This window comes from Micromonospora fiedleri, from assembly GCF_016774385.1.
Taxonomy (GTDB): Bacteria; Actinomycetota; Actinomycetes; order Mycobacteriales; family Micromonosporaceae; genus Micromonospora; species Micromonospora gifhornensis.
The window spans coordinates 500,981-521,426 of record NZ_JAETXL010000003.1 but is presented as its reverse complement, the minus strand read 5'-3'; the positions used below and the strand labels follow the sequence as shown (position 1 = coordinate 521,426).

20 protein-coding genes are annotated in these 20,446 nt (G+C 70.2%); 16 read left to right on the top strand and 4 right to left on the bottom strand.

All coding sequences use genetic code 11. From position 1 onward, the window contains the following. Positions 1–6 precede the first annotated feature (6 nt). The 12 genes from JMF97_RS10140 to JMF97_RS10085 all read left to right on the top strand — a co-directional run bounded on the left by JMF97_RS10140 (position 7) and on the right by JMF97_RS10085 (position 12,083). On the top strand, positions 7–1,542 hold the full coding sequence (locus JMF97_RS10140) for an ABC transporter substrate-binding protein (protein ID WP_203221311.1): 1,536 nt from the start codon (positions 7–9) through the stop codon (positions 1,540–1,542). A gap of 18 nt (positions 1,543–1,560) precedes the next feature. Continuing rightward, complete coding sequence (locus JMF97_RS10135; RefSeq protein ID WP_203221310.1) at positions 1,561–2,505, top strand: ABC transporter permease; 945 nt, start codon at positions 1,561–1,563, stop codon at positions 2,503–2,505. Next, on the top strand, positions 2,502–3,395 hold the full coding sequence (locus JMF97_RS10130) for an ABC transporter permease (protein WP_203221309.1): 894 nt from the start codon (positions 2,502–2,504) through the stop codon (positions 3,393–3,395). The genes JMF97_RS10135 and JMF97_RS10130 overlap by 4 nt, the downstream gene beginning before the upstream one ends. Further along, the gene (locus tag JMF97_RS10125; protein ID WP_203221308.1) at positions 3,392–4,372 is read left to right on the top strand and encodes an ABC transporter ATP-binding protein; all 981 of its coding nucleotides are present in this window, start codon (positions 3,392–3,394) and stop codon (positions 4,370–4,372) included. Before JMF97_RS10130 ends, JMF97_RS10125 begins: the two co-directional genes overlap by 4 nt. Beyond that, positions 4,369–5,391 carry an ABC transporter ATP-binding protein gene (locus JMF97_RS10120; protein ID WP_203221307.1) on the top strand — a complete coding sequence of 341 codons (1,023 nt, stop codon included), beginning with the start codon at positions 4,369–4,371 and terminating at the stop codon, positions 5,389–5,391. Before JMF97_RS10125 ends, JMF97_RS10120 begins: the two co-directional genes overlap by 4 nt. 96 nt (positions 5,392–5,487) lie before the next feature. Continuing rightward, complete coding sequence (locus JMF97_RS10115) at positions 5,488–5,943, top strand: RrF2 family transcriptional regulator (RefSeq protein ID WP_203221306.1); 456 nt, start codon at positions 5,488–5,490, stop codon at positions 5,941–5,943. 247 nt (positions 5,944–6,190) lie between these two features. Beyond that, a complete protein-coding gene (locus tag JMF97_RS10110; protein WP_203221305.1) occupies positions 6,191–7,210 on the top strand; it encodes a sulfate ABC transporter substrate-binding protein in 1,020 nt (339 codons plus the stop codon). Further along, the gene (cysT, locus tag JMF97_RS10105) at positions 7,207–8,055 is read left to right on the top strand and encodes a sulfate ABC transporter permease subunit CysT (RefSeq protein ID WP_203221304.1); all 849 of its coding nucleotides are present in this window, start codon (positions 7,207–7,209) and stop codon (positions 8,053–8,055) included. The genes JMF97_RS10110 and cysT overlap by 4 nt, the downstream gene beginning before the upstream one ends. Continuing rightward, positions 8,048–8,884 carry a sulfate ABC transporter permease gene (locus tag JMF97_RS10100; RefSeq protein WP_203221303.1) on the top strand — a complete coding sequence of 279 codons (837 nt, stop codon included), beginning with the start codon at positions 8,048–8,050 and terminating at the stop codon, positions 8,882–8,884. Before cysT ends, JMF97_RS10100 begins: the two co-directional genes overlap by 8 nt. Then, a complete protein-coding gene (locus JMF97_RS10095) occupies positions 8,881–9,888 on the top strand; it encodes a sulfate/molybdate ABC transporter ATP-binding protein (RefSeq protein WP_203221302.1) in 1,008 nt (335 codons plus the stop codon). Before JMF97_RS10100 ends, JMF97_RS10095 begins: the two co-directional genes overlap by 4 nt. Positions 9,889–10,131: 243 nt before the next feature. Beyond that, positions 10,132–10,653, top strand: coding sequence for a flavin reductase family protein (locus JMF97_RS10090; protein WP_203221301.1), 522 nt, complete (start codon positions 10,132–10,134; stop codon positions 10,651–10,653). A gap of 251 nt (positions 10,654–10,904) precedes the next feature. Beyond that, complete coding sequence (locus tag JMF97_RS10085; RefSeq protein WP_203221300.1) at positions 10,905–12,083, top strand: low temperature requirement protein A; 1,179 nt, start codon at positions 10,905–10,907, stop codon at positions 12,081–12,083. A 37-nt stretch (positions 12,084–12,120) separates the two neighbouring features. Here the strand turns inward: JMF97_RS10085 and JMF97_RS10080 are convergent, their stop codons facing one another. From JMF97_RS10080 to JMF97_RS10070, 3 genes are read right to left on the bottom strand one after another with little or no spacing between them, the layout of a single operon-like run. After that, complete coding sequence (locus tag JMF97_RS10080; protein ID WP_203221299.1) at positions 12,121–13,065, bottom strand: carbohydrate kinase family protein; 945 nt, start codon at positions 13,063–13,065, stop codon at positions 12,121–12,123. A gap of 1 nt (position 13,066) precedes the next feature. Beyond that, complete coding sequence (locus tag JMF97_RS10075; RefSeq protein ID WP_203221298.1) at positions 13,067–14,014, bottom strand: glycoside hydrolase family 68 protein; 948 nt, start codon at positions 14,012–14,014, stop codon at positions 13,067–13,069. A gap of 50 nt (positions 14,015–14,064) precedes the next feature. Continuing rightward, on the bottom strand, positions 14,065–15,111 hold the full coding sequence (locus JMF97_RS10070; RefSeq protein ID WP_203221297.1) for a LacI family DNA-binding transcriptional regulator: 1,047 nt from the start codon (positions 15,109–15,111) through the stop codon (positions 14,065–14,067). Positions 15,112–15,462: 351 nt separating this feature from the next. On the opposite strand from JMF97_RS10070, the gene JMF97_RS10065 reads away from it, so the two are divergent. Genes JMF97_RS10065 through JMF97_RS10050 form a run of 4 tightly spaced genes read left to right on the top strand, consistent with a single transcriptional unit; the run spans position 15,463 to position 19,812 of the window. Further along, a complete protein-coding gene (locus JMF97_RS10065) occupies positions 15,463–16,824 on the top strand; it encodes an ABC transporter substrate-binding protein (RefSeq protein WP_203221296.1) in 1,362 nt (453 codons plus the stop codon). Between the two features lie 45 nt (positions 16,825–16,869). After that, entirely contained in the window at positions 16,870–17,835 is a 966-nt protein-coding gene (locus tag JMF97_RS10060; protein WP_203221295.1) for a carbohydrate ABC transporter permease, read from the top strand. Next, positions 17,832–18,659 carry a carbohydrate ABC transporter permease gene (locus tag JMF97_RS10055; protein ID WP_203221294.1) on the top strand — a complete coding sequence of 276 codons (828 nt, stop codon included), beginning with the start codon at positions 17,832–17,834 and terminating at the stop codon, positions 18,657–18,659. Before JMF97_RS10060 ends, JMF97_RS10055 begins: the two co-directional genes overlap by 4 nt. Before the next feature lie 4 nt (positions 18,660–18,663). Then, positions 18,664–19,812, top strand: a complete 1,149-nt coding sequence (locus JMF97_RS10050) for a serine hydrolase domain-containing protein (RefSeq protein WP_203221293.1) — start codon at positions 18,664–18,666, stop codon at positions 19,810–19,812. A gap of 60 nt (positions 19,813–19,872) precedes the next feature. Here the strand turns inward: JMF97_RS10050 and JMF97_RS10045 are convergent, their stop codons facing one another. Further along, the gene (locus tag JMF97_RS10045; protein ID WP_203221292.1) at positions 19,873–20,334 is read right to left on the bottom strand and encodes a VOC family protein; all 462 of its coding nucleotides are present in this window, start codon (positions 20,332–20,334) and stop codon (positions 19,873–19,875) included. Positions 20,335–20,446 lie beyond the last annotated feature (112 nt).

Sequence of the window (20,446 nt, the reverse complement as noted above, 5' to 3'; positions counted from 1 at the left end):
AGGACCATGTCCAGCACCAGATTCGGGTTGGCCGGCGCGACGCTCGCTCTGCTGCTCACCGCCACGGTGGGCTGTAGCGCGGGGGAGGGCGTCGATGTCGACGGCGGGAACGGGGCCGGCGCAGGGGGTGTCCTGAACGCCGCCATCGGTGGTGAACCGGATCAGCTCGACCCGCACAAGACCTCGGCCTACTACAGCTTCCAGGTGCTGGAGAACGTCTTCGACACCCTGGTGGAGCCCGACGCGAACCTGGAGATGCAGCCGTCGCTGGCCACCGAGTGGACCACCAGCGACGACCAGCTGACCTGGACGTTCACCCTCCGCGAGGGGGTCAAGTTCTCCGACGGTACGCCGCTGACCGCCGAGGACGTCGTCTACTCGTACAAGCGGATCATCGACGAGAAGCTGAACACGGCGTACAAGTTCGGCACGGTCAAGTCGGTGACCGCGTCGAACCCGACCACGGTGGTCATCACCCTGTCCGCGCCCACCCCGAATCTGCTGGCCAACCTGGGCGGCTTCAAGGGGGTGGCGATCGTGCAGAAGGCCAACGTGGAGTCCGGCGAGATCACCACCAAGCCGATCGGCAGCGGACCCTTCGCGCTCAGTGGCTACACCTCCGGCGACAACATCCAGCTGGTCCGCAACGACAACTACTGGGGTGAGCGGCCCAAGCTCGACGGGGTGCGGTTCACCTTCGTCAGCGACCCCACGGTGGCGTTGCAGAATCTGCGCGGCAACGAGGTGCAGTGGACCGACAACCTGCCGCCGCAGCAGGTGCCCGCGCTGCTCGACGGCGACGAGCCGACCGTCCAGTCGGTGCCGTCGACGGACTACTGGTACCTGGCCCTCAACCAGGCGCGTAAGCCGTACGACGACGTCAACGTGCGTCGGGCGATCGCGTTCGCGCTGGACCGGGAGGCGATCACCAAGGCCGCCAAGTTCGGGTTGGCCACGGTCAACCAGACGGCGATTCCGCAGAACAGCGCCTTCTACTACGAGTACGCGCCGTACTCGCACGATGTGAACCAGGCCCGGCAGCTGCTCGACCAGGCCGGGGTCAGTGACCTGACCATGGACCTGATGGTGACCAGCGAGTACCCGGAGACGGTCACCGCCGCGCAGGTCATCGCCTCGCAGCTCGGCGGCATCGGCATCAACGTCAAGATCCGTACGCTGGACTTCGCGCAGTGGCTCGACGAGCAGGGCAGCGGCAACTTCGACTCGTTCATGCTCGGCTGGCTGGGCAACATCGACCCGGACGAGTTCTACTACGCCCAGCACCACAGCGGCGGCACGTTCAACTTCCACAAGTACCACAACCCCGCCGTCGACCAGCTGCTGGACCGGGCCCGCACGCAGACCGACCAGAACACCCGCAAGCAGCAGTACGAGCAGGTGGCCAAGCAGATCGTCGACGACGCCAGCTACATCTACCTCTACAACCCCGACGTGGCGCAGGGCTGGTCGAAACAGGTCACCGGCTATCAGGTACGCACCGACCGGGCGATCCGGTTCCGCGACGTGGCGCTGACCAGGTGAGCGGGCAGGGGACCGCAGGTGGCCCGCTTCGTCATCCGCCGACTGCTCCAGTCCTGCGTGGTGCTGCTCGGCGTCACTCTCGTGGTGTTCCTGCTGCTGCAACTGGTGCCGGGTGACCCGGTCCGGGTGGCGCTCGGCACCCGGTTCGACCCGCAGACCTACGAGGCGCTGCGAGCTCGGGCGGGGCTGGACCAACCCCTGGTGGTGCAGTATTTCGACTATCTGCGGCGGGCGCTGACCGGCGACCTGGGGGTCAGTTTCCGCAGTGGACGGCCGGTCACCGCCATCGTGTTGGAGCGGCTGCCCGCGACGCTGTCGCTGGCCGTGACCGCTGTGCTGTTCGCGTTGGTGATCGCCCTGCCGCTGGGCATCGTGTCGGCGATGCGCAGCGGATCGATCGTCGACCACGCGGCGCGGGTGTTCAGCCAGTTCGGTGTCTCGGTGCCGGACTTCTGGATGGGCATCATGGGCATCCTGCTCTTCGCCGGGGTGCTCGGCTGGCTGCCGCCATCGGGGTACGTGGCGTTGACCGAGGACCCGGCCCGGTGGGCGTCGCACGTCGCCCTGCCGGCGGCGACAGTGGGCCTGGTGACGGCGTCGATCCTGACCCGGTTCATCCGCTCGTCGATGCTGGAGGTGCTGTCGGAGGACTACGTCCGCACCGCCCAGGCCAAGGGGCTGCGTACCCGGGTGGTGGTGCTGCGGCACGTGCTGCGCAACGCCCTGATCCCGGTGGTCACCGTGGTGGCGGTGCAGTTGGCGAGCCTGCTCGGCGGGGTGATCGTGATCGAGGTGCTGTTCGCCTGGCCGGGTATCGGCCGGCTCACCTTCGAGGCGGTCCGCGCCCGCGACTATCCCGTACTCCAGGGCGCGGTGCTGCTGGTCGCGGCGCTGTTCCTGCTGGTCAACCTGTTGGTGGACATCCTCTATGCCCGCCTCGACCCGAGGATCACGGTCAAATGAGCGCGCCGACGGTCAGCCGGAGCGAGGGGCAGTTGCGGCGCGCCCTGTCGGCGTTGCGCCACGACCCGCTGGCCCTGACCGGCACCGCGGTTCTGATGCTGCTGGTCGTGGTCGGGGTGGCCGGGCCGTGGTTGGCACCGGCCGGCGTCAACGACGTGGACGTCGACCGGATGCTCCAGGCGCCCAGTTGGGCGCATCCGTTCGGCACCGACGAACTCGGCCGCGACGTGCTCAGCCGGGTCATGGTCGCCGCCCGGGTGTCCCTTCAGGTCGGCGCGGTGAGCGTCGGCATCGCCCTGGTCGCCGGGGTCACCCTCGGCCTGCTCGCCGGCTACTACCGGGGCTGGCTGGACAACCTGCTGATGCGCTGCATGGACGTGCTGTTCGCGTTCCCGGTGCTGCTGCTCGCGGTGGCCATCGTGGCGGTGCTCGGGCCGGGCCTGCTGACCGCGATGATCGCCATCGGGGTGGTCTACACGCCGATCTTCGCCCGGGTCACCCGCGCCGGTGTGCTCTCGGTGCGGGAGCAGGTCTTCGTCCGGGCCGCGGTCTCCATCGGCGCGTCCGACCTGCGGATCATGCGCCGGCACGTGCTGCCGAACATCGCCGCGCCGCTGATCGTGCAGACGTCGCTGTCGCTGGCCTTCGCGATCCTGTCCGAGGCGGCGCTGTCCTTCCTCGGTCTCGGCGTGCAGCCACCGGCCCCCGCCTGGGGGCGGATGCTCTACGACGGGCGGGGTTTCGTCACCGACGCCTGGTGGTTGGGTGTCTTCCCCGGCGCCGCCATCTTCTGCACCGTGCTGGCGTTCAACCTGGTCGGTGACGCGCTGCGGGACGTGCTCGACCCCCGCCAGTTGACCGTCGACGAGGCCAGGAGGAGCACCGGATGAGCGTACTGGCCGTGTCGGGGCTCACCGTCACCATCGGCACCCGGCGCGGTCCGGCCCGCGCGGTGGCCGGAGTCGACTGGTCGGTCGAGGCGGGGCAGACCCTCGCCCTGGTCGGCGAGTCGGGCAGCGGCAAGAGCATGAGCGTGCTGGCCGCCACCGGCCTGGCGCCGCGCGCCGCCCGGGTGTCGGGCAGCGTACGGCTGCTCGGCGAGGACTTCACCGCGTTGCCGGCGGATCGGCAGCGGCGGATGCGGGGCCGGCACGTCGGTTTCGTCTTCCAGGATCCGATGACCTCGCTGAACCCGGTGCTGACCGTGGGGCGGCAGGTCGCCGAGGCCGGCGAGGAGCATCTCGGGTTGACCCGGCGGGCTGCCCGCACCCGTGCCATCGAACTGCTCGACCTGGTCGGCATCCCGTCGGCCGCGCAGCGGGTCGACGCATACCCGCACCAGTTCTCCGGTGGCATGCGCCAGCGGGTGGTCATCGCCATGGCGTTGGCCTGCGAGCCGGATCTGCTGATCGCCGACGAGCCGACCACCGCGCTGGACGTCACCACCCAGGCCCAGATCGTCGAGCTGGTCGCCGACCTGCAACAGCGCCTCGGCACCGCGGTCGTCTGGATCACCCACGACCTGGGTGTGGTCGCCGGCATCGCGGACACCGTGGCGGTGATGTACGCCGGGCGGATCGTCGAACAGGGGCCGGTCGAGGCGGTGTTCGATCGGCCGGGGCACCCGTACACCTCGGCTCTGCTCGCCGCCCGACCCGAGCCCGGGGCCGGCGGTGGTGACCTGGTCACCATCGCCGGCGCGCCACCGAGCCCGCACGAGCTACCCGCCGGCTGCGCCTTCTGGCCCCGCTGCCCGGTGCGCGGCGACGCCCGGTGTGAGCACGAGTTGCCGCCGCTGGTCCCGGTTGCCGGCGCCCACCACGTCCGCACCTTCTACCCGCAGCAACCCGACGGGGAGGGCCGATGAAGCGCCGTGAGGTGCAGCTGCCGACGCAGCGCGGTGCGACCGAGGCGGTCGCCGAGCTCGACGACCTGCGGGTCTGGTTCCCGACCTCGGCCGGCGTGGTCCGGGCGGTCGACGGGGTGTCGTTGCAGGTCCGCCGGGGCGAGACGCTGGGGCTGGTGGGGGAGTCGGGCAGCGGCAAGTCGACCACCGGTCTGGCGTTGCTGCGCCTGGTCGATCCCACCACGGGCAGTGTCCGGGTGGCCGGGCAGGACGTGACCGGCTGGTCGCGTCGCCAGCTGCGGGTGCTGCGGCGTCGGGTCGCCATGGTGTTCCAGGATCCGCAGGCGTCGCTCGATCCGCGCCGTACCGTCGGGTCCAGCATCGCCGAACCGTTGATCGTGCACCGGCTCGTCGACTCCTCCGCCGCTCGTCGTCGCCGCGTCGATGAACTGCTCGACGCGGTGGGTCTGCGTCGGGACCTGGCCGACCGGCATCCGCATGAGCTCTCCGGCGGCCAGCGACAGCGGGTGGGTATCGCCCGCGCGCTGGCCGGCGAGCCGGACCTGATCGTCCTCGACGAGCCGATCGCCTCGCTCGATCTCAGTGTGCAGGCGCAGATCATGAATCTGCTGCGCGGGCTGCAACGGGACCTGGGACTGACCTACCTGTTCATCGCCCACGATCTGGCCGCCGTCGAGCACATGAGCGACCGGATGGCGGTGATGTATCTGGGTCGCATCGTGGAGAGCGGCACACCCGCGCAGATCTGGCGGGAGCCGGCGCATCCGTACACCGCCGCGCTGCTGTCGGGGATTCCGGTGGCGGAACCGCGGGTCGAACGGGAACGTCGGCGGGTCATCCTCAGTGGGGACATTCCCAGCCCGGTCGACCCGCCGAGTGGCTGCCGGTTCCGGACCCGCTGCCCGCAGGTGCGACCCGACTGCGCCGAGACCGATCCGGCGCTGGTCGAGGTCGCCGCCGGGCACCGGGCCGCCTGCCTGTACGCGGGAGAGGCCGTACGGGCGATGCGCGTCTCCTGACGCTTTCGCCGGCACCGTGGCTCTTGACGCGCCGTACGACCTTGTCCAGTATCCCTATATGTTCGATGGAGTATGTAGGGCACCGGGGGTCTAGGCGTGTACGTGTCAGCGCGATCGGACTACGCCGTACGGGCCATGTTGGCGATGGCCCAGCAGCACCCGGCCCTGGTGAAGGCGGCGGCGCTCGCGGCCAGCCAGGACATCCCGTACTCCTTCCTGCAGGGCATCCTGCTGGATCTGCGCCGTGCCGGTCTGCTGCACAGCGCCCGCGGTTCCGACGGTGGATACGCGCTGACCAGGGCGCCGGAGGAGATCACCGTCGGTGACGTGTTGCGGGCCACCGGCGGGCCACTGACCACGGTTCGGGGGGCGCCCGCCGAGGTGGCGACGTATCACGGGGTGGCCGCCGGGCTGGGCGAGGTGTGGCAGTCGGTGCACCGCGCGATCGAGGGGGTGGTCGACCGGTCCAGCCTCGCCGACCTGCTCGTGCCCGTCGACCGCTCGGCGGATGTCCACGCCGGTCGGGTGTCCACCCGGTCCGGCCGGGATTAAGGCTTGAAATCCTGTCGAGTTGGTGGGATATTCGGTGCGCGGTCGGGCAGGCGATCGATGCTGCCGCGCCGGCGTGAGCCGGGCGCGTCGGGATCGTCGTCGCGCCGTTGTCGGCTGGGCACCGAGGCTCGGTCCGTGACCGCGATCCAACACCGCTTTTCCTGTTGATGGCCCAAAACGGGCATATTCCCTATCTAGTCGGTCGGATTTATAGAGTGCGGGCGCGCACTGGAGGAGGACACCTGCGATGAGGCTCCGGATCAGAACGGCCATCGCTCTCGCCATGGTCACCGGCCTGGCCCTGTCGGGCTGCGGCGGCGGCACCTCGGCGAGTGACTCCAGCACCTTGAACATCGTCGGATTCGCGGTGCCCGAGGCGGCCAACAAGGCCATCGCCGCGGAATGGAACAAGACCGAGGCGGGCAAGGGCGTACGGTTCAAGTCCTCCTACGGCGCCTCCGGCGACCAGAGTCGCGCGGTGGTCTCCGGCCTCAAGGCCGACTACGTGCACTTCTCCGTCAGCAGCGACGTGACCCGCCTGGTCGACGCCGGTCTGGTCGAGGAGAGCTGGGACGACGGCCCGAACAAGGGGATCGTGTCCTCGTCGGTCGTGGTCCTGGCCGTACGCAAGGGCAACCCCAAGAACATTCAGGGCTGGGACGATCTGATCAAGCCCGGCATCGGCATCGTCACGCCCAACCCGGCCTCCTCCGGCGCCGCCCGCTGGAACGCCCTCGCCGCCTGGGGCCACATCGCCGCCAACGGTGGCACCGACGCCCAGGCGCAGGAGTTCCTCACCAAGTTGTTCGCCAACGTGGTGTCGCTGCCGGGCAGCGGCCGGGACGCCACCACCACCTTCCTCGGTGGCACCGGTGACGTGCTGCTGGCCTACGAGAACGAGACGATCCTGGCCCGGCAGAACGGCGAGGATCTGGACTGGATCCTGCCTCCCACCACCATCCTGATCCAGAACCCGGGCGCCGTCCTCAAGGACGCGGACCCGAAGGCGAAGGAGTGGCTGGACTTCGTGCTCGGCCCGCAGGGGCAGCGGCAGTTCGCCCTGACCGGCTTCCGCCCGATCATCGACGGCGTCGACACCAGCGGCATCGAGGGCGCGCTCGACCCGGCCAACCCGTTCCCGGCACCGCAGAAGCTGCTCACCGTCGACGCGGACTTCGAGAGCTGGTCGGCACTGTCCAAGAAGTTCTTCGACGAGAACGAGGGCATCATCACCAAGGTCATCGCGGCCTCCGGGAAGGCGAAGTGACCTCGGCAACTCTTGCTCCGGACCGGCCGGCGGCCAACCGCCGGTCGGTCCGGAGCGGCCTGCCGCTGACCCGGGTGTCCGGGCTGGGCCTCGGCGTGGCCATGGTGTGGTTCAGCCTGCTCGTGCTGATCCCGCTGGCCGCCGTCGCGGTGACCGCCGCCGAGGGTGGCTGGGCCGGCTTCTGGCGGTCGGTGACCAACGAGCAGACCGCCGCCACCATCCGGCTGACCGTGGGCACCGCGCTGCTGGTCACCCTGGTCAACATCGTGATGGGCACCCTGATCGCCTGGGTGCTGGTCCGCGACAGGTTCTTCGGCAAACGGGCGCTGGAGATCCTGATCGACGTGCCGTTCGCGTTGCCGACGATCGTCGCCGGTCTGGTGCTGCTGTCGCTGTACGGGCCGACCAGCCCGCTCGGGGTCAACATCGCCAACACCCGGATCGCGGTCTTCCTCGCCTTCCTCTTCGTCACCCTGCCGTTCATCGTGCGGACCGTGCAGCCGGTGCTTGCCGAACTCGACCCGGAGGTGGAGGAGGCCGCCGCGTCGCTGGGGGCCAGCCGGTACACCACCTTCCGGCGCATCGTCCTGCCGAGCCTCACCCCGGCCATCGCTGCGGGCGCGGCGTTGTCGTTCGCCCGCGCGGTCGGCGAGTACGGCTCACTGGTCCTGCTCACCGGCAACCTGCCGATGCGTACCGAGGTGGCCTCCGTACGCATCCTCAGCAGCATCGAGAACGACAACATCGACAGCGCGGCGGCGGTCGCGGTGGTGCTGCTGGCCGTCTCGTTGGCCGTCATCGTCGTGCTCGACGTCATCCAGCGGAGGGTGATACGCCGTGGCTGAACACTCGATCACCACCCGCAACCAGGTCGGCCGCCGACCCGGCCGGTACGTGCTGCGCGCGGTGGTCACCGCGTACCTGTTCCTCCTGGTGGCCTGGCCGTTGTACCTGGTCGGCCGCAACGCGCTCGCCGACGGTTTCACCAGCCTCAACGACATCCTCACCGATCCCGACGTCACCCACGCGCTGCGGCTCACCGTGGTCATCGCGGTGACCGCCGTCGTGATCAACACGGTGTTCGGCGTCGGCATCTCGATCCTGCTGGTCCGCTACGACTTCCCCGGCAAGCGGCTGCTCAACGCCCTGCTCGACATGCCGCTGTCGGTCTCGCCCATCGTCGTCGGCCTCGCCCTGGTGCTGGTCTACGGCGGTCGGGAGGGCTGGTTCGGCCCGACTCTCGAATCCGCCGGCCTTCAGATCATCTTCGCCACGCCGGGCATGGTGCTGGCCACCGTGTTCGTGGCGTTGCCGCTGGTCATCCGGGAGGTCGTACCGGTCCTTCAGGAGATCGGCGACGAGCAGGAGCAGGCCGCCCGCAGCCTCGGCGCGAACGCCGTGCAGACGTTCCGCCGGATCACCCTGCCGGCGATCAAGTGGGGGGTGATCTACGGTGTCGTGCTCAGCCTGGCCCGTTCCCTGGGCGAGTTCGGGGCGGTGAAGGTCGTCTCCGGCAACGTGCTCGGCGAGACCCGTACGGCCACCCTCGTCGTCGAGGAGAAGTACCTGAACTTCGACAAGGGCGGCTCGTACGCGACCGCGTTCCTGCTGGCTCTCGTCGCTGTCGCCTGCATCATCGTCGTGTCCGTCCTGAGGCCGAAGGAAGACCGTTGAGCATCGAGATTGTCAACGTCGGCAAGCGTTTCGGCGACTTCGTCGCGCTGGACGACGTGTCGGTGAGCATCCCGTCCGGCCGCCTGACCGCCCTGCTCGGTCCCTCCGGTGGCGGCAAGTCCACCCTGCTGCGGATCATCGCGGGCCTGGAGCGCGCCGACACCGGGACTGTGGAGATCGAGGGTGTGGACGCCACCGGTCTGCCGCCGCAGAAACGCAACGTCGGCTTCGTGTTCCAGCACTACGCCGCGTTCAAGCACCTGACCGTACGCCGCAACGTGGCCTTCGGTCTGGAGATCCGCAAGCGACCCAAGGACGAGATCCGCAGGCGGGTCGACGAACTGCTCGCCCTGGTCCACCTGGAGCAGTTCGCCGAGCGGCTGCCCGCGCAGCTCTCCGGCGGGCAGCGCCAGCGGATGGCGTTGGCCCGGGCACTGGCCGTCGAGCCGACCGTGCTGCTGCTCGACGAGCCGTTCGGCGCCCTGGACGCCAAGGTCCGTAAGGAGTTGCGGGACTGGCTGCGCCGGCTGCACGACGAGGTGCACGTCACCACCGTCTTCGTCACCCACGACCAGGAGGAGGCCCTGGAGGTGGCCGACGAGATCGTGGTGATCAACGAGGGGCGGGTGGAGCAGATCGGCTCACCCGACGACCTGTACGACCGTCCGGCCAACGAGTTCGTCATGCGCTTCCTCGGCCCGGTCACCCAGCTCGGCGACCAGTTGGTGCGCCCGCACGACCTGCAACTGTCGGCCGGCGGCACCACCGGAGTGGCCGCCCGGGTCACCCGGATCACCCGGATCGGTTTCGAGATCCGGGTCGACGTGGCCACGACCGGCGGCCAGCCGGTGACGGTGACGCTCACTCGCAACGAGTTCCTCGCCCTGGGCGTCGCGGTCGACTCCGAGGTGCGGGTTCAGCTCGCCCCGGGCAGCCCCAGCACCACGGTGAGCACCCCGGAGCAACGCACCGCCGAACCCAGCCTTGCCACGACCACCTCGTGACCCGGGACGCGTACCCTGCGCGCGGGGTCGGCGTCTGCTGAACGCTGTGGGTGCGTTTCTTGTCGCTGGAGCGACAAGAAACGCACCCACAGCGTCGTGCTGTTGCGGCCGAAACGGGGAGAACTGTCCGGGATCTGGACGCCACTTGTCATGGTCTGGTTGATCGGCTCAGAATATCGACATAACCAACCGGATCAGTAGGTTATTGACCCGAGGCCGTTCCCGGAGCGTAGGGAGTACCCCATGGCGCCGCCCACCGACGATCTCGAGCCCGTCGATGCCGACGTGGCGGAGCTCCGCAACCTCCTGCGTCACCAGGCGAGCACGGTCACCGTGGTCACCGCGCCCGGACCTCCGCTGGCCGGGTTCACCGCCACCTCCTTCTCCGCCGTCTCGCTCCGACCGCCGGTCGTGTCGTTCTGCGTCGACACCGGCTCGTCGAGCTGGCCCACGATGGCGGCCGCACGGCATGTCGGGGTGCACCTGCTCGCCCACGATCAGCACCAACTCGCGCGGACCTTCGCCACCAGCGGGATCAACCGGTTCGCGGCACCGACCCGTTGGCAGCCCGGCCCGGAGGGCGTGCCCGTCCTGGCCGACGCGCTGGCCTGGCTGCTGTGCCGGGTGATCGACCGGGTCAGGGTCGGCAGTCACGCCATCGTGCTGGCCGAACCGGAACTGCTCCGCAGCGCCGGCGCCGGCTCACCACTGCTCTACCACCGGGGCCGCTACACCGGCCTACCGGCAGCCCACGTACCCGGGTGAAGCGCCCCTTCCGCCGAACCGTCCCGACGTCGTGCCGTGCCTGTCTAACATCGGGAAAAGCGCAGGTCGCGGCGAGGGAGGGGCGTCGGAAGATGGCGTACGGCAGCGGGCAGGGTGCAGCGCAGCGGACCTGCCGCCCGGCATCCGGCAGCAGCGACATCGGCCGAGGCCCGCTCGCCTTGCGGCGCAGCTGACCCGGCCGGGCTGTGGGCCGTCGCTGGCGCATCCCCCGACCGGCCCCCGGCCGTGGGGTGTCCGCGGTCATCCCCTTCGAGATCTTCTTCGACCTGATCTTCGTCTTCACTCTCACCCGCATCGTCGCCTTCATGGGCAAACCACCGGACCCGGTGGCCATGGGACGCGGTCTGCTGCTGTTGATGTTGCTCTGGCTCGCCTGGTCGGGATACCTCTGGCTGGGCAACCAGACGCGCGTCGACCTGCCCCCGGTACGGCTGGCGGTGCTGACGGCGATGGCGGGGCTGTTCATCGCGGCTCTGGTCATGCCGGCGGCCTGGACCGAAGGGCCGGGTCTGGACGGGCCGATGCTGCTGGCCCTGTCGTACGTGCTGCTGCGCGCCGTGACCCTGACGTTCTACTACTGGGTGAGCGAGCCGACGCTGCGGCGGCGGCTGCGGGGCTTCGCCGCGGCTAGCGTCCTGGCCTGGGTGCCCCTGTTGATCGGTGCCGGGTACGGCGGCTGGGTGCAGACCGGGCTGTGGGTGCTCGCCTTCGTGATCGAGATTGGTGGGTATCGCGGTGTGGTGCACACCCGGCTCGGTGGATGGCCGTTGCACAGCCCCGAATACTTCGTCGAACGACACGGACTGATCCTGATCATCGCGCTGGGGGAGTCGTTCCTCGCGGCCGGTGTCGGCGTCGGTGTCGGCACCATGGTCACCAGGCCTCCGGTGCTGGCCGCGGCAGTGATCGGGTTCGTCCTGATCGCCTGTCTGTTCACGGTCCACTTCGACCGGGTCAGCCCGGTCGCCCAGCAGGCGCTGCTGCGCGCGCATGACGAGCAGCGGGACCGGATCGCCATGGACGCCTACTCCCTGGGGCACCTGCCGCTGCTCGCCGGCGTGATCTACACAGCGCTCGGCTTCGAGAACGTGCTCGCGCTGCTCTCCGCCGGTGACGAGCCGGGTGGGCAGCCGTTGGGCTGGCCCGGCGCCGTCGCGCTCTACGGCGGAACCTCGCTCTACCTGCTCAGTACGCTGCTGGTCCGGCGTCTGTCCGGCTGTGACGGTCGGTTCGTGCACCTGCTCGTCAGTGTCGTACCGCTCCTTCTGCTGCCGGTCGGCCGGTCGCTGCCTGCCCTGGCGGCCATCGGTCTGCTCGCCGCCTACATGGTCGCAGTGGCGATGCTGCCCCGGACGGAGCCTGCGCCGACCGCGCAGCGGCACGGCCGACCAGGGGCCGTGGACCGGTGATCTCGGGCCCGGCGGGCGGGCACCTCACTTGGCGTGCTCAGGCCGAGGTGCCCGGCCGATCACGGTGCGACAGCTCGTGTCGGTACGGTGGGTCGGCGCCCGCCCGGGTGCAGGTGACGGCGGCGACCTCGACCGCGTACCGCAGCGCGGCGGCGACCACGTCGTCGGGCCACCCGTCGGCGGCCCGGGACAGGTCGGCCAGCAGCCCGGCGGTGAACGCGTCACCGGCGCCGATGGTGTCCACCACCTCGACGGCCGGTGCCGGTTGCCGGAACTCGCGGGTGCCGGAGAGGGCGAGCGCCCCGCCCGCGCCCAGGGTCACCACCGCGAGGGCGGCGCCGAGGTCCCGCCAGTGCCGCAGGACGTCCTCGACGGGCCGGCCCGGATAGAGCCAGGCGACGTCCTCCTCGCTGGCCTTGACCAGGTGGGCCAGCCGGATCAACTCTTCGACGCGGGCGCGGGCCTGCTCGGGGGTGCCGAGCAGGCCGGGACGGATGTTCGGGTCGATGCTGATCAGTGCGCCTTCGGCCCGCGCGGTACGCAGCGCGTCGGCCACCCGGTCGGCGCCGGGGGAGCGGAACACTGCGAGCGAACCGGTGTGCAGGATGCCCCGGCCGGTCAGTGCCGGGGACAACTCCTCGTCGCGCCACTGCCAGTCGGCGGTGCCGTCGACGTAGAAGTCGTACGTGGCGACCCCGTCGTCGGCGAGCGAGGCGATCGCCAGGGTGGCCGGATCGTCGGTGTCGACGGCGTGCCGCAGGTCGACACCGTTGGCGTCGGCGTGTGCGCGCAGAACGCGACCGAACCGGCTGGTGGAGAAGCGGGCGAGCAACGTGGCCGGTACGCCGAGCCGGGCCAGGCCGACGGCGACGTTGAGCGGGCTGCCGCCCGGGTGGGCGGTGAACCTGCCGTCCGGGCCCTGCACCAGGTCGACGACCGCCTCACCGAGCACGGTGACCGCCGGCTGAGGGTCGCAGGTCACCTCAGCCTCCGCTGGTCGTGGCGGCCGGCAGTCGGGGGACCAGGCCGATGCCCGGCTGGTAGTGGACCGGCACCGGGTCGCTGATCGCACCGACGAATTCGCCGTCGACGTGGTCGAGGAACCCGATCAGGGACCAGCCGTCGCCGTCGGGCACCAGCCGGGGCGCGTACAGGTTCGGCAGCGCGATCGGCTGCGCGGCGGCCACGTCCCAGGGGCCCTGGATCGTGGGCGCGGGCACCACCCAGAGTTGGTGCTCGGGGCCGTCGGCGACGGCGTTGGTGCAGAACAGCAGCAGCGGCTGGCCGTCGACGACGGCGACCTGGGGTACCTCGAGGTGACCGAAGCCGGCCGGCGCGGACAGCGGCGGCCGGACGGTCCAGGTCAGCAGGTCCGGGGAGGTGGCGTGGCCGATGACGCCGCGTTCGGCGGCGGGCCCCTGGTTGGCCCGGGCGGTGATGAGCATGTGCCAGCCGTCGCCGGCCGGGTCCGGGAACACCCACGGGTCACGCCAGGCCTGCTCGTACCACATCTGGGGGTCGAGCAGCTCGTACCAGGTCGGGTCGGCCTCCACGAGCGGGCCGTCGCCGTGCCGGTGCCAGGTGATCAGGTCGTCGGAGACGGCGAGGCCGACGCGCTGGGCGAGACCGTCCTCCGCCCGACCGACACCTGTGTAGAACAGGTACCACCGCCCGTCCGGGCCACGGACCGTGCAGCCGGTCCAGGTCGCCAGGTCGTCCCAGCCGGGGGAGTCGGCGGGCACGAGCGCGTCGGGGACCAGTTGCCAGGAGCGGAGGTCCGTCGACACGGCGTGGCCGATCGAGGCGCGCCGGTGGCGGCGGTGCGGGTCGAGCAGGGCGCGGGAGGCACGCAGGAAGAATGCGTGCCACGAACCGTCGTCGTCCTGGGCGTACCAGCTGTCCCACACCCAGTGGTCGGGCAGACGTAGCATGGCGGGGAACGTACCACTAAATCGGTTTAGCGGCTAGCGCCGCTCTGCTGTCAGTCGTGCTCGGCGGCAGGTGAGCCGGCCGGCGCGGCGACCGACCGGCGCCGTCGCAGCGGCATCGGCACGAGCGACTGCGCCGGGGCCTCGCCGTCGAGCAGCAACTCCACCGCCCGTCGCCCCATCTGCTCGTGCGGCAGGGCGGCCGTCGACAGCCGCGGGCGCAGCCACGAGGCGGTGGGGTCGTCGTCGAAGGAGATCACCGAGATGTCGTCGGGGATGGTCAACCCCGCCTCGCCGAGCGCCTGGTACGCGCCGAAGGCGAGTCGGTCGTTCATGCAGATGATCGCGGTCGGCCGGTCCGGGCGGGCCAGCAGCGCCCGGGTCGCGGTGTAGCCGTGCTCCGGCAGCCACTCCGGACAGAAGCTCTCGACCAGCAACGAGACCCCGGCGGCGGCGAGGGTGGCCCGGATGCCGCGCAGCCGCGCCTCGGCGGCCAGCGAGATCTCCGGGTCGCGCTCCTTCTGCCGGTTGCGCCCGATCAGGGCGATCCGGTCCCGGTGGCCGTACCCGAGCAGGGTCTCGGCGATCGCGACGCCTGCCCCCTCGTCGTCGGGTAGCACGCAGGGCAGGTCCTCGGCGCTTGTCGCGTTGAGCAGCACCACCGGCCCGCTGAGGATCGCCGGCGGCACGGACAGGCGGCGGGTGGCCATGGCGGCGTAGATGACGCCGTCGACCTGACGGTCCAGGATCGCCTCGATGGCGTACCGCTCGAACGTCGCGTCGCCCTGGGTCTCGGTGATGAGCAGGACGTGGTCGCGCTCGCGGGCGGCGTCCAACGCGCCGCGGATCAGGCCACCGGCGAAGCGGGTGGTGGCCACGATGTCGGAGACGAACGCGATGGTCGCGGTCTTGCGGGTACGCAGACTGCGCGCGGCCACGTTGGGTCGGTAACCGAGTTCCTCGGCCGCGGCGAAGACCCGCTGGTGCGCCTCGGCGGACAGTCGGGTGCCCTCCCGCCCGTTGAGCACCATCGAGGCGGCGGTCTTGGACAGCCCTGCCCGCTTGGCGACATCGGCCAGGGTTGCTCGGTTGCGGCCCATCAGTCCTCCGATCGCGGCGGTCCGTCGAGCGCCGCCGTCCCATCATGATGCGTTGCGGCAAAGGACCGATCACCGGCGGGCGGCCCGGCCGGCGTCGGGCCCGTCAGGTGAACCGGCTGTTTCCGGACCGTTGCCAACTGGTTCTTGACAGTCCTCGGCATCACGCGCATGCTCTGCTAAATCAGTTTAGCGACGTGGTTGAGCCGCTGGCGGAGGGCGTGATCCGCCAGTTTGTCATTGGATACCGCGAGCCGGAGTCCCGGCGCGACGTCCCACCCGGCCGAAGGCCGATCCACGGGGCGCCCGGACCGCCAGACGGCGAGGCACGCGGACGAGTCAAGGAGCATTGAGGTGCCGGAGTTCTCCACCAGGTTCACTCGACGCCGGCTGGCACTACTCGTGCCGCTGCTTACCGCCGGCCTGACCATCACCGCCTGCAGCGCTCCGGGCACGGAGCAGACCCCGTCGGGCGATGCCGACGCCGCGGTCAGCACCGAGCTCGGCACCGACCCGATCACCCTGGAGATGTACGCCGAGACCGGCTTCCCGCTGGCCAAGGCGCTCGCCGACGAGTTCACCAAGCAGCACCCGAACGTCACGTTCAACGTCCGCGAGGACCAGTTCACCGTCATCGTGGAGAACGCGCCGCGCGTCCTGGCCTCGGACAACGCGCCCGACATCATCCGGCTGCCCACCATGGTCGACCTGGTCAAGGACGGCCTGCTGAAGAACCTGGACCCGTACTTCGACGCCCACGGCTGGGACAAGTTCCCCGCCTCCCAGCTGGTGCAGCTGCGGCTCACCGACGGTGGCGCCCAGCGCGGCAGCGGCTCCCTCTACGGCATGGGGCTGGGCTACAGCGTCACCGGCGTGTTCTACAACAAGAAGCAGGCCGAGCAGATCGGCATGACCCAGCCGCCGGCCACCATCGCCGAGTTCGAGGACCTGCTGGCCAAGGCGAAGGCCGCGAACCTTCAGCCGATCATGCAGTTCAACAAGAACACCGCCGGCATCAACTTCCCGCACCAGGCGCTGCAGAACCAGTTCGGCGACCCGCAGCAGATCGCCGACTGGATCTTCCAGAAGCCGGGTGCCACCTTCGACACCCCGGCCGCGCTCAAGGCCACCGAGACCATCCAGAAGTGGGCCCAGGTCGGGTACTTCCCGAAGGACGCCAACGCCATCGACTACACCGCGATGATGGGTGAGTTCATGAAGGGCAACGGCGTGTTCATGTTCAACGGCGACTGGGAGTCGGCGAACCTGGACAAGAACATGGCCGGCAACGTCGGCTTCTTCCTCTTCCCGGGTGAGACCCCCGACGCCAAACGCGTCGCGATGTCCGCGCCGAACACCTTCGGCGTCGGGGCCAAGGCCAAGAACGCCGACGCCGCCGCGTACTTCCTGAACTGGGCGCACACCAACGGCAAGGCCCGGGAGATCTCGGTGAACGTCGGCGGCTCGCACCCGGGCGGTCCGAGCGCGTCGGCGCTGCCGGCCGTGGGCGAGGGCACCGTGCTGGCCGAGACCCTCAAGGCCTCGCAGCAGCTCGGCGCGGACAACGGCGCCGTCGACTTCACCGCCAACGCCACCGGCGGCATCTTCGCCTCGGCGATCACCCCGGAGATGCAGAAGCTGATCGCCGGCCAGCAGAACCCGCAGGGCTACGTCAAGGCGGTGCAGGCCGAGTACGAGAAGGAACTGTCCCGCTGACCTCTTCCCCGGCCCGTGGGCCGGGGAAGCCACGGAAGGAATCCGATGACGTCTGCCCTCGGCAGCGTCCCCGCCGGGCCGGGTACCGCGACCCGGCCCGGCGGGGCGGACCCGGCGCAACCCGCGCGCCGAAACCGTAGGGGTCGCCCGACCCGGTGGATCGGGTGGCTCTGGGTCCTGCCCGCTCTGCTCATGTACGGCTTCTTCGTGCTGCGCCCGCTCGCGCTGACCGTGCAGTACTCGCTGTACCGCTGGAACGGCATCGGGCCGGCCCAGTGGGTCGGGTTCGACAACTACCTGACCGTCTTCACCGACCGGGACCTGCTGAAGATCATCACGAACGCGTTCGTCCTGATCATCTTCTTCAGCTTCATCCCGGTCGCGCTCGGTCTGCTGGTGGCCAGCCTGGTACGGCGGATCACCACCGGGCCGGGCGGCACCCTGGTCCGTACCGTGCTGTTCCTGCCGCAGGTGATCCCGCTGGTCGCGGCCGGCATCGCCTGGAGCTGGGTGCTGTCCAGCAACGGCCTGGTCAACCAGCTGCTGCGGGCCGTCGGCCTGGACCGCGTCACCCGCCCCTGGCTCGGCGAGTTCAGCACCGCGCTGCCGGCGGTCGGGGTGATCGGGACCTGGATCATGCTCGGCCTCTGCACCATTCTGCTGGTCACCGGCATGAGCAAGATCGACCCGTCGCTCTACGAGGCGGCCCGGATGGACGGCGCCGGCCCGATCCGCGAGTTCTTCGCGGTGACCCTGCCCAGCCTGCGCCAGGAGATCGGCGTCTGCCTCACGGTCACCGTCATCGCGGCGCTGGCCAGCTTCGACATCGTCTACATCTCCACCAGCGGCGGTCCGGGCATCCAGACCACCGTGCCGGGCCTGGAGATCTACCGGCTCGCCTTCTCCCAACGGCAGGTCGGGCTCGCCTCCGCCCTGGGCGTGGTGCTGATGCTGCTGGTGCTGGTCTGCGTGCTGCCGATCCAGCGGCTGACCCGAGGGGAGAAGCCATGAACCTGACCAGTCGCAGCGAGCGGGTGAGCGGGCGGATCTTCCTGATCGCCCTGGTCGTGGTCACCCTGCTGCCGTTTCTGAGCATGCTGTCGGCGGCGCTGCAACCGCGCGGCACCGTACCCACCGGTCTGGCCTGGCCGTCGGACCCACAGTGGAGCAACTTCGCCGACGCCTTCACCGCCGCGAACATGGGCACCCTGCTCAAGTCCAGCATGCTGATCGTGGCCGGGGTGGTACCGATCGGCGTGCTCATCGCGACCATGGCCGGCTTCGGCCTCGGTCACCTGCGGGTACCCGGCGGCCACATCGCCTTCGGGCTGCTGCTGCTCGGGCTGACCCTGCCCTTCGAGGCGGTGGTCACCCCGCTGTACTACCAGATGCGGGACCTGGGCCTGCTCAACACCCGTTGGGCGATCATCCTGCCGCTGATCGGCCTCTACATGCCGTTCGCGGTGTTCTGGATGCGGGCGCACTTCACGAACGTGCCAGCCGAACTGTCCGAGGCGGCGCGGGTCGACGGCAGCAACACCTGGCAGTTGTTCTGGCGGATCCACGTGCCGCTGGCCCGCCCGGCGATCGCCTCGCTGACGATCCTGCTGTTCCTCTGGACCTGGAACCAGTTCCTGCTCGCCATCGTGATGGTCGACGATGCCACCAAGCGGACCATGGCTGGTGCGCTCGGCGCTTTCCAGGGACAGTGGGGGACGGACCTGGTGCTGCTGTGCGCCGGGTCGTTGTTGATCCTCACCCCCACACTCATCGTGTTCCTGATCTTCCAGCGGCAGTTCATCAAGGCCCTGCTTCAGGGCTCAGTGAAGGGATAGCGGGTTGACCGACACCCAGATCCACGGTGACGTCGAGGACGGCTTCGGCCGGGTCGCCGACGTGTTCCGTGACAACTTCACCCACCGGCAGGAGGTGGGCGCCGCGGTCGCCGTCTACCGGGGCGGACGCAAGGTCGTCGACCTGCACGGCGGGTCGGCCGACCCCCGCTCGGGGCGACCGTGGACCGCCCGTACCCCGGCCGTGGTCTTCTCCTGCACCAAAGGGATCATGACGATCTGCGCGTACCTGCTGGTCCAGCAGGGCCGGCTGGACCTGGACGCCCCGGTCACCCGCTACTGGCCCGAGTTCGGCCAGCACGGCAAGGCGGAGATCCCGGTCCGCTGGCTGCTCACCCACCAGTCCGGCCTGTCGGCGCTGGACAAGCCCTTCACCCAGGAGGAAGTGCTCGCCTGGGATCCGGTGATCCAGGCGATCGAGGCGCAGGCGCCACTGTGGAAGCCGGGTACCGCGCACAGCTACCACCCGATCACCTTCGGCTGGCTGATCGGTGAGGTGATCCGCCGGATCACCGGCGAGCTGCCCGGCGTCTGGTTCGCCCGGACCCTCGCCGAGCCGCTCGGCCTGCGTACCTGGATCGGGTTGCCGGCCGCCGAACGCGACGCGGTCGCCTGGATGCTGGGACCCATCGGCGATCCCGGCCCGGAGATCGATCCGGTCTCCGAACGCGCCATCACCATGGGCGGCGCCTTCCCGTTCCCGGCTGACGAGAACAACGAGGTCAGCTTCAACGACCCGGCCATCCAGGCGGCCCAGGTCCCCGGCGCGGGCGCGGTCAGCACGGCCGAGAGCCTCGCCCGGCTCTACGCCGCCTGTGTCTCGGAGGTCGACGGGCCCCGGCTGCTCACCGCCGAGTCCGTCGACGACGCGATCGCCGTCCGGGCCGCCGGCCAGCAGGTGTACGGCCACCCGGACGCCGGACACCGCTGGGGCACCGGGTTCCTCGTGCACTCGCTGCCCCGGCCGATGGTCGGGCCACGCAGCTTCGGCCATGACGGTGCGGGCGGACACCTGGCCTTCGGCGACGACGCCCACCAGGTCGGCTTCGGTTACGTGGTCAACCAGATGGGCGGCGTCGACGACGAACGGGCCAACCTGCTCAGCGCCGCGGTGCGCGACTGCCTGGGGGAGTAGGACCCGACGCCGCGGCCGCGCTCCGGCCGTGGCGTCGGGTGCCACCCCTTCGTGGCCGGTTCAGTCCAGGCAGAACTCGTTGCCCTCCGGATCGGCCATCACGATGAAGCCGGCCTCGAACGGCGGCGCGGGTTCGACCCGGCGTAGCCGGCTCGCGCCCAGCGTCAGCAGCCGATCACACTCGGCCTCCAGCGCGGCCATCCGCTCGTCGCCCTGCGACCCGGGCGCGACCCGCACGTCGAGGTGGACCCGGTTCTTGGTGACCTTGTCCTCCGGCACCTGCTGGAAGAACAGCCGGGGACCGTGCCCGTCCGGGTCCTCGATGGCCGATCGCGTGTTGCGCTCCTCCGGCGGCACCCCGAGTCGGGCGAGGAAGTCGTCCCACGCGGCCAGCGGGTCAGCGCCGTCGGGCAGGTCGACCCCGGGCGGACCCGGATGTACGTAACCCAGCACGTCCCGCCAAAACGACGACAGTGCCGTCGGGTCATGGGCGTCGAAGGTGACTTGGATGTGGCGACTCATGCCCCCAGCCTGCCAGTGACGGCGGTCTTCGGTGCGCCTCCCGGGGACGATGCGGGACGAGGGCTGACAATCACCGGCCGTCGATGTTAGCGTTCCCGCAGCGCCCTTTCGA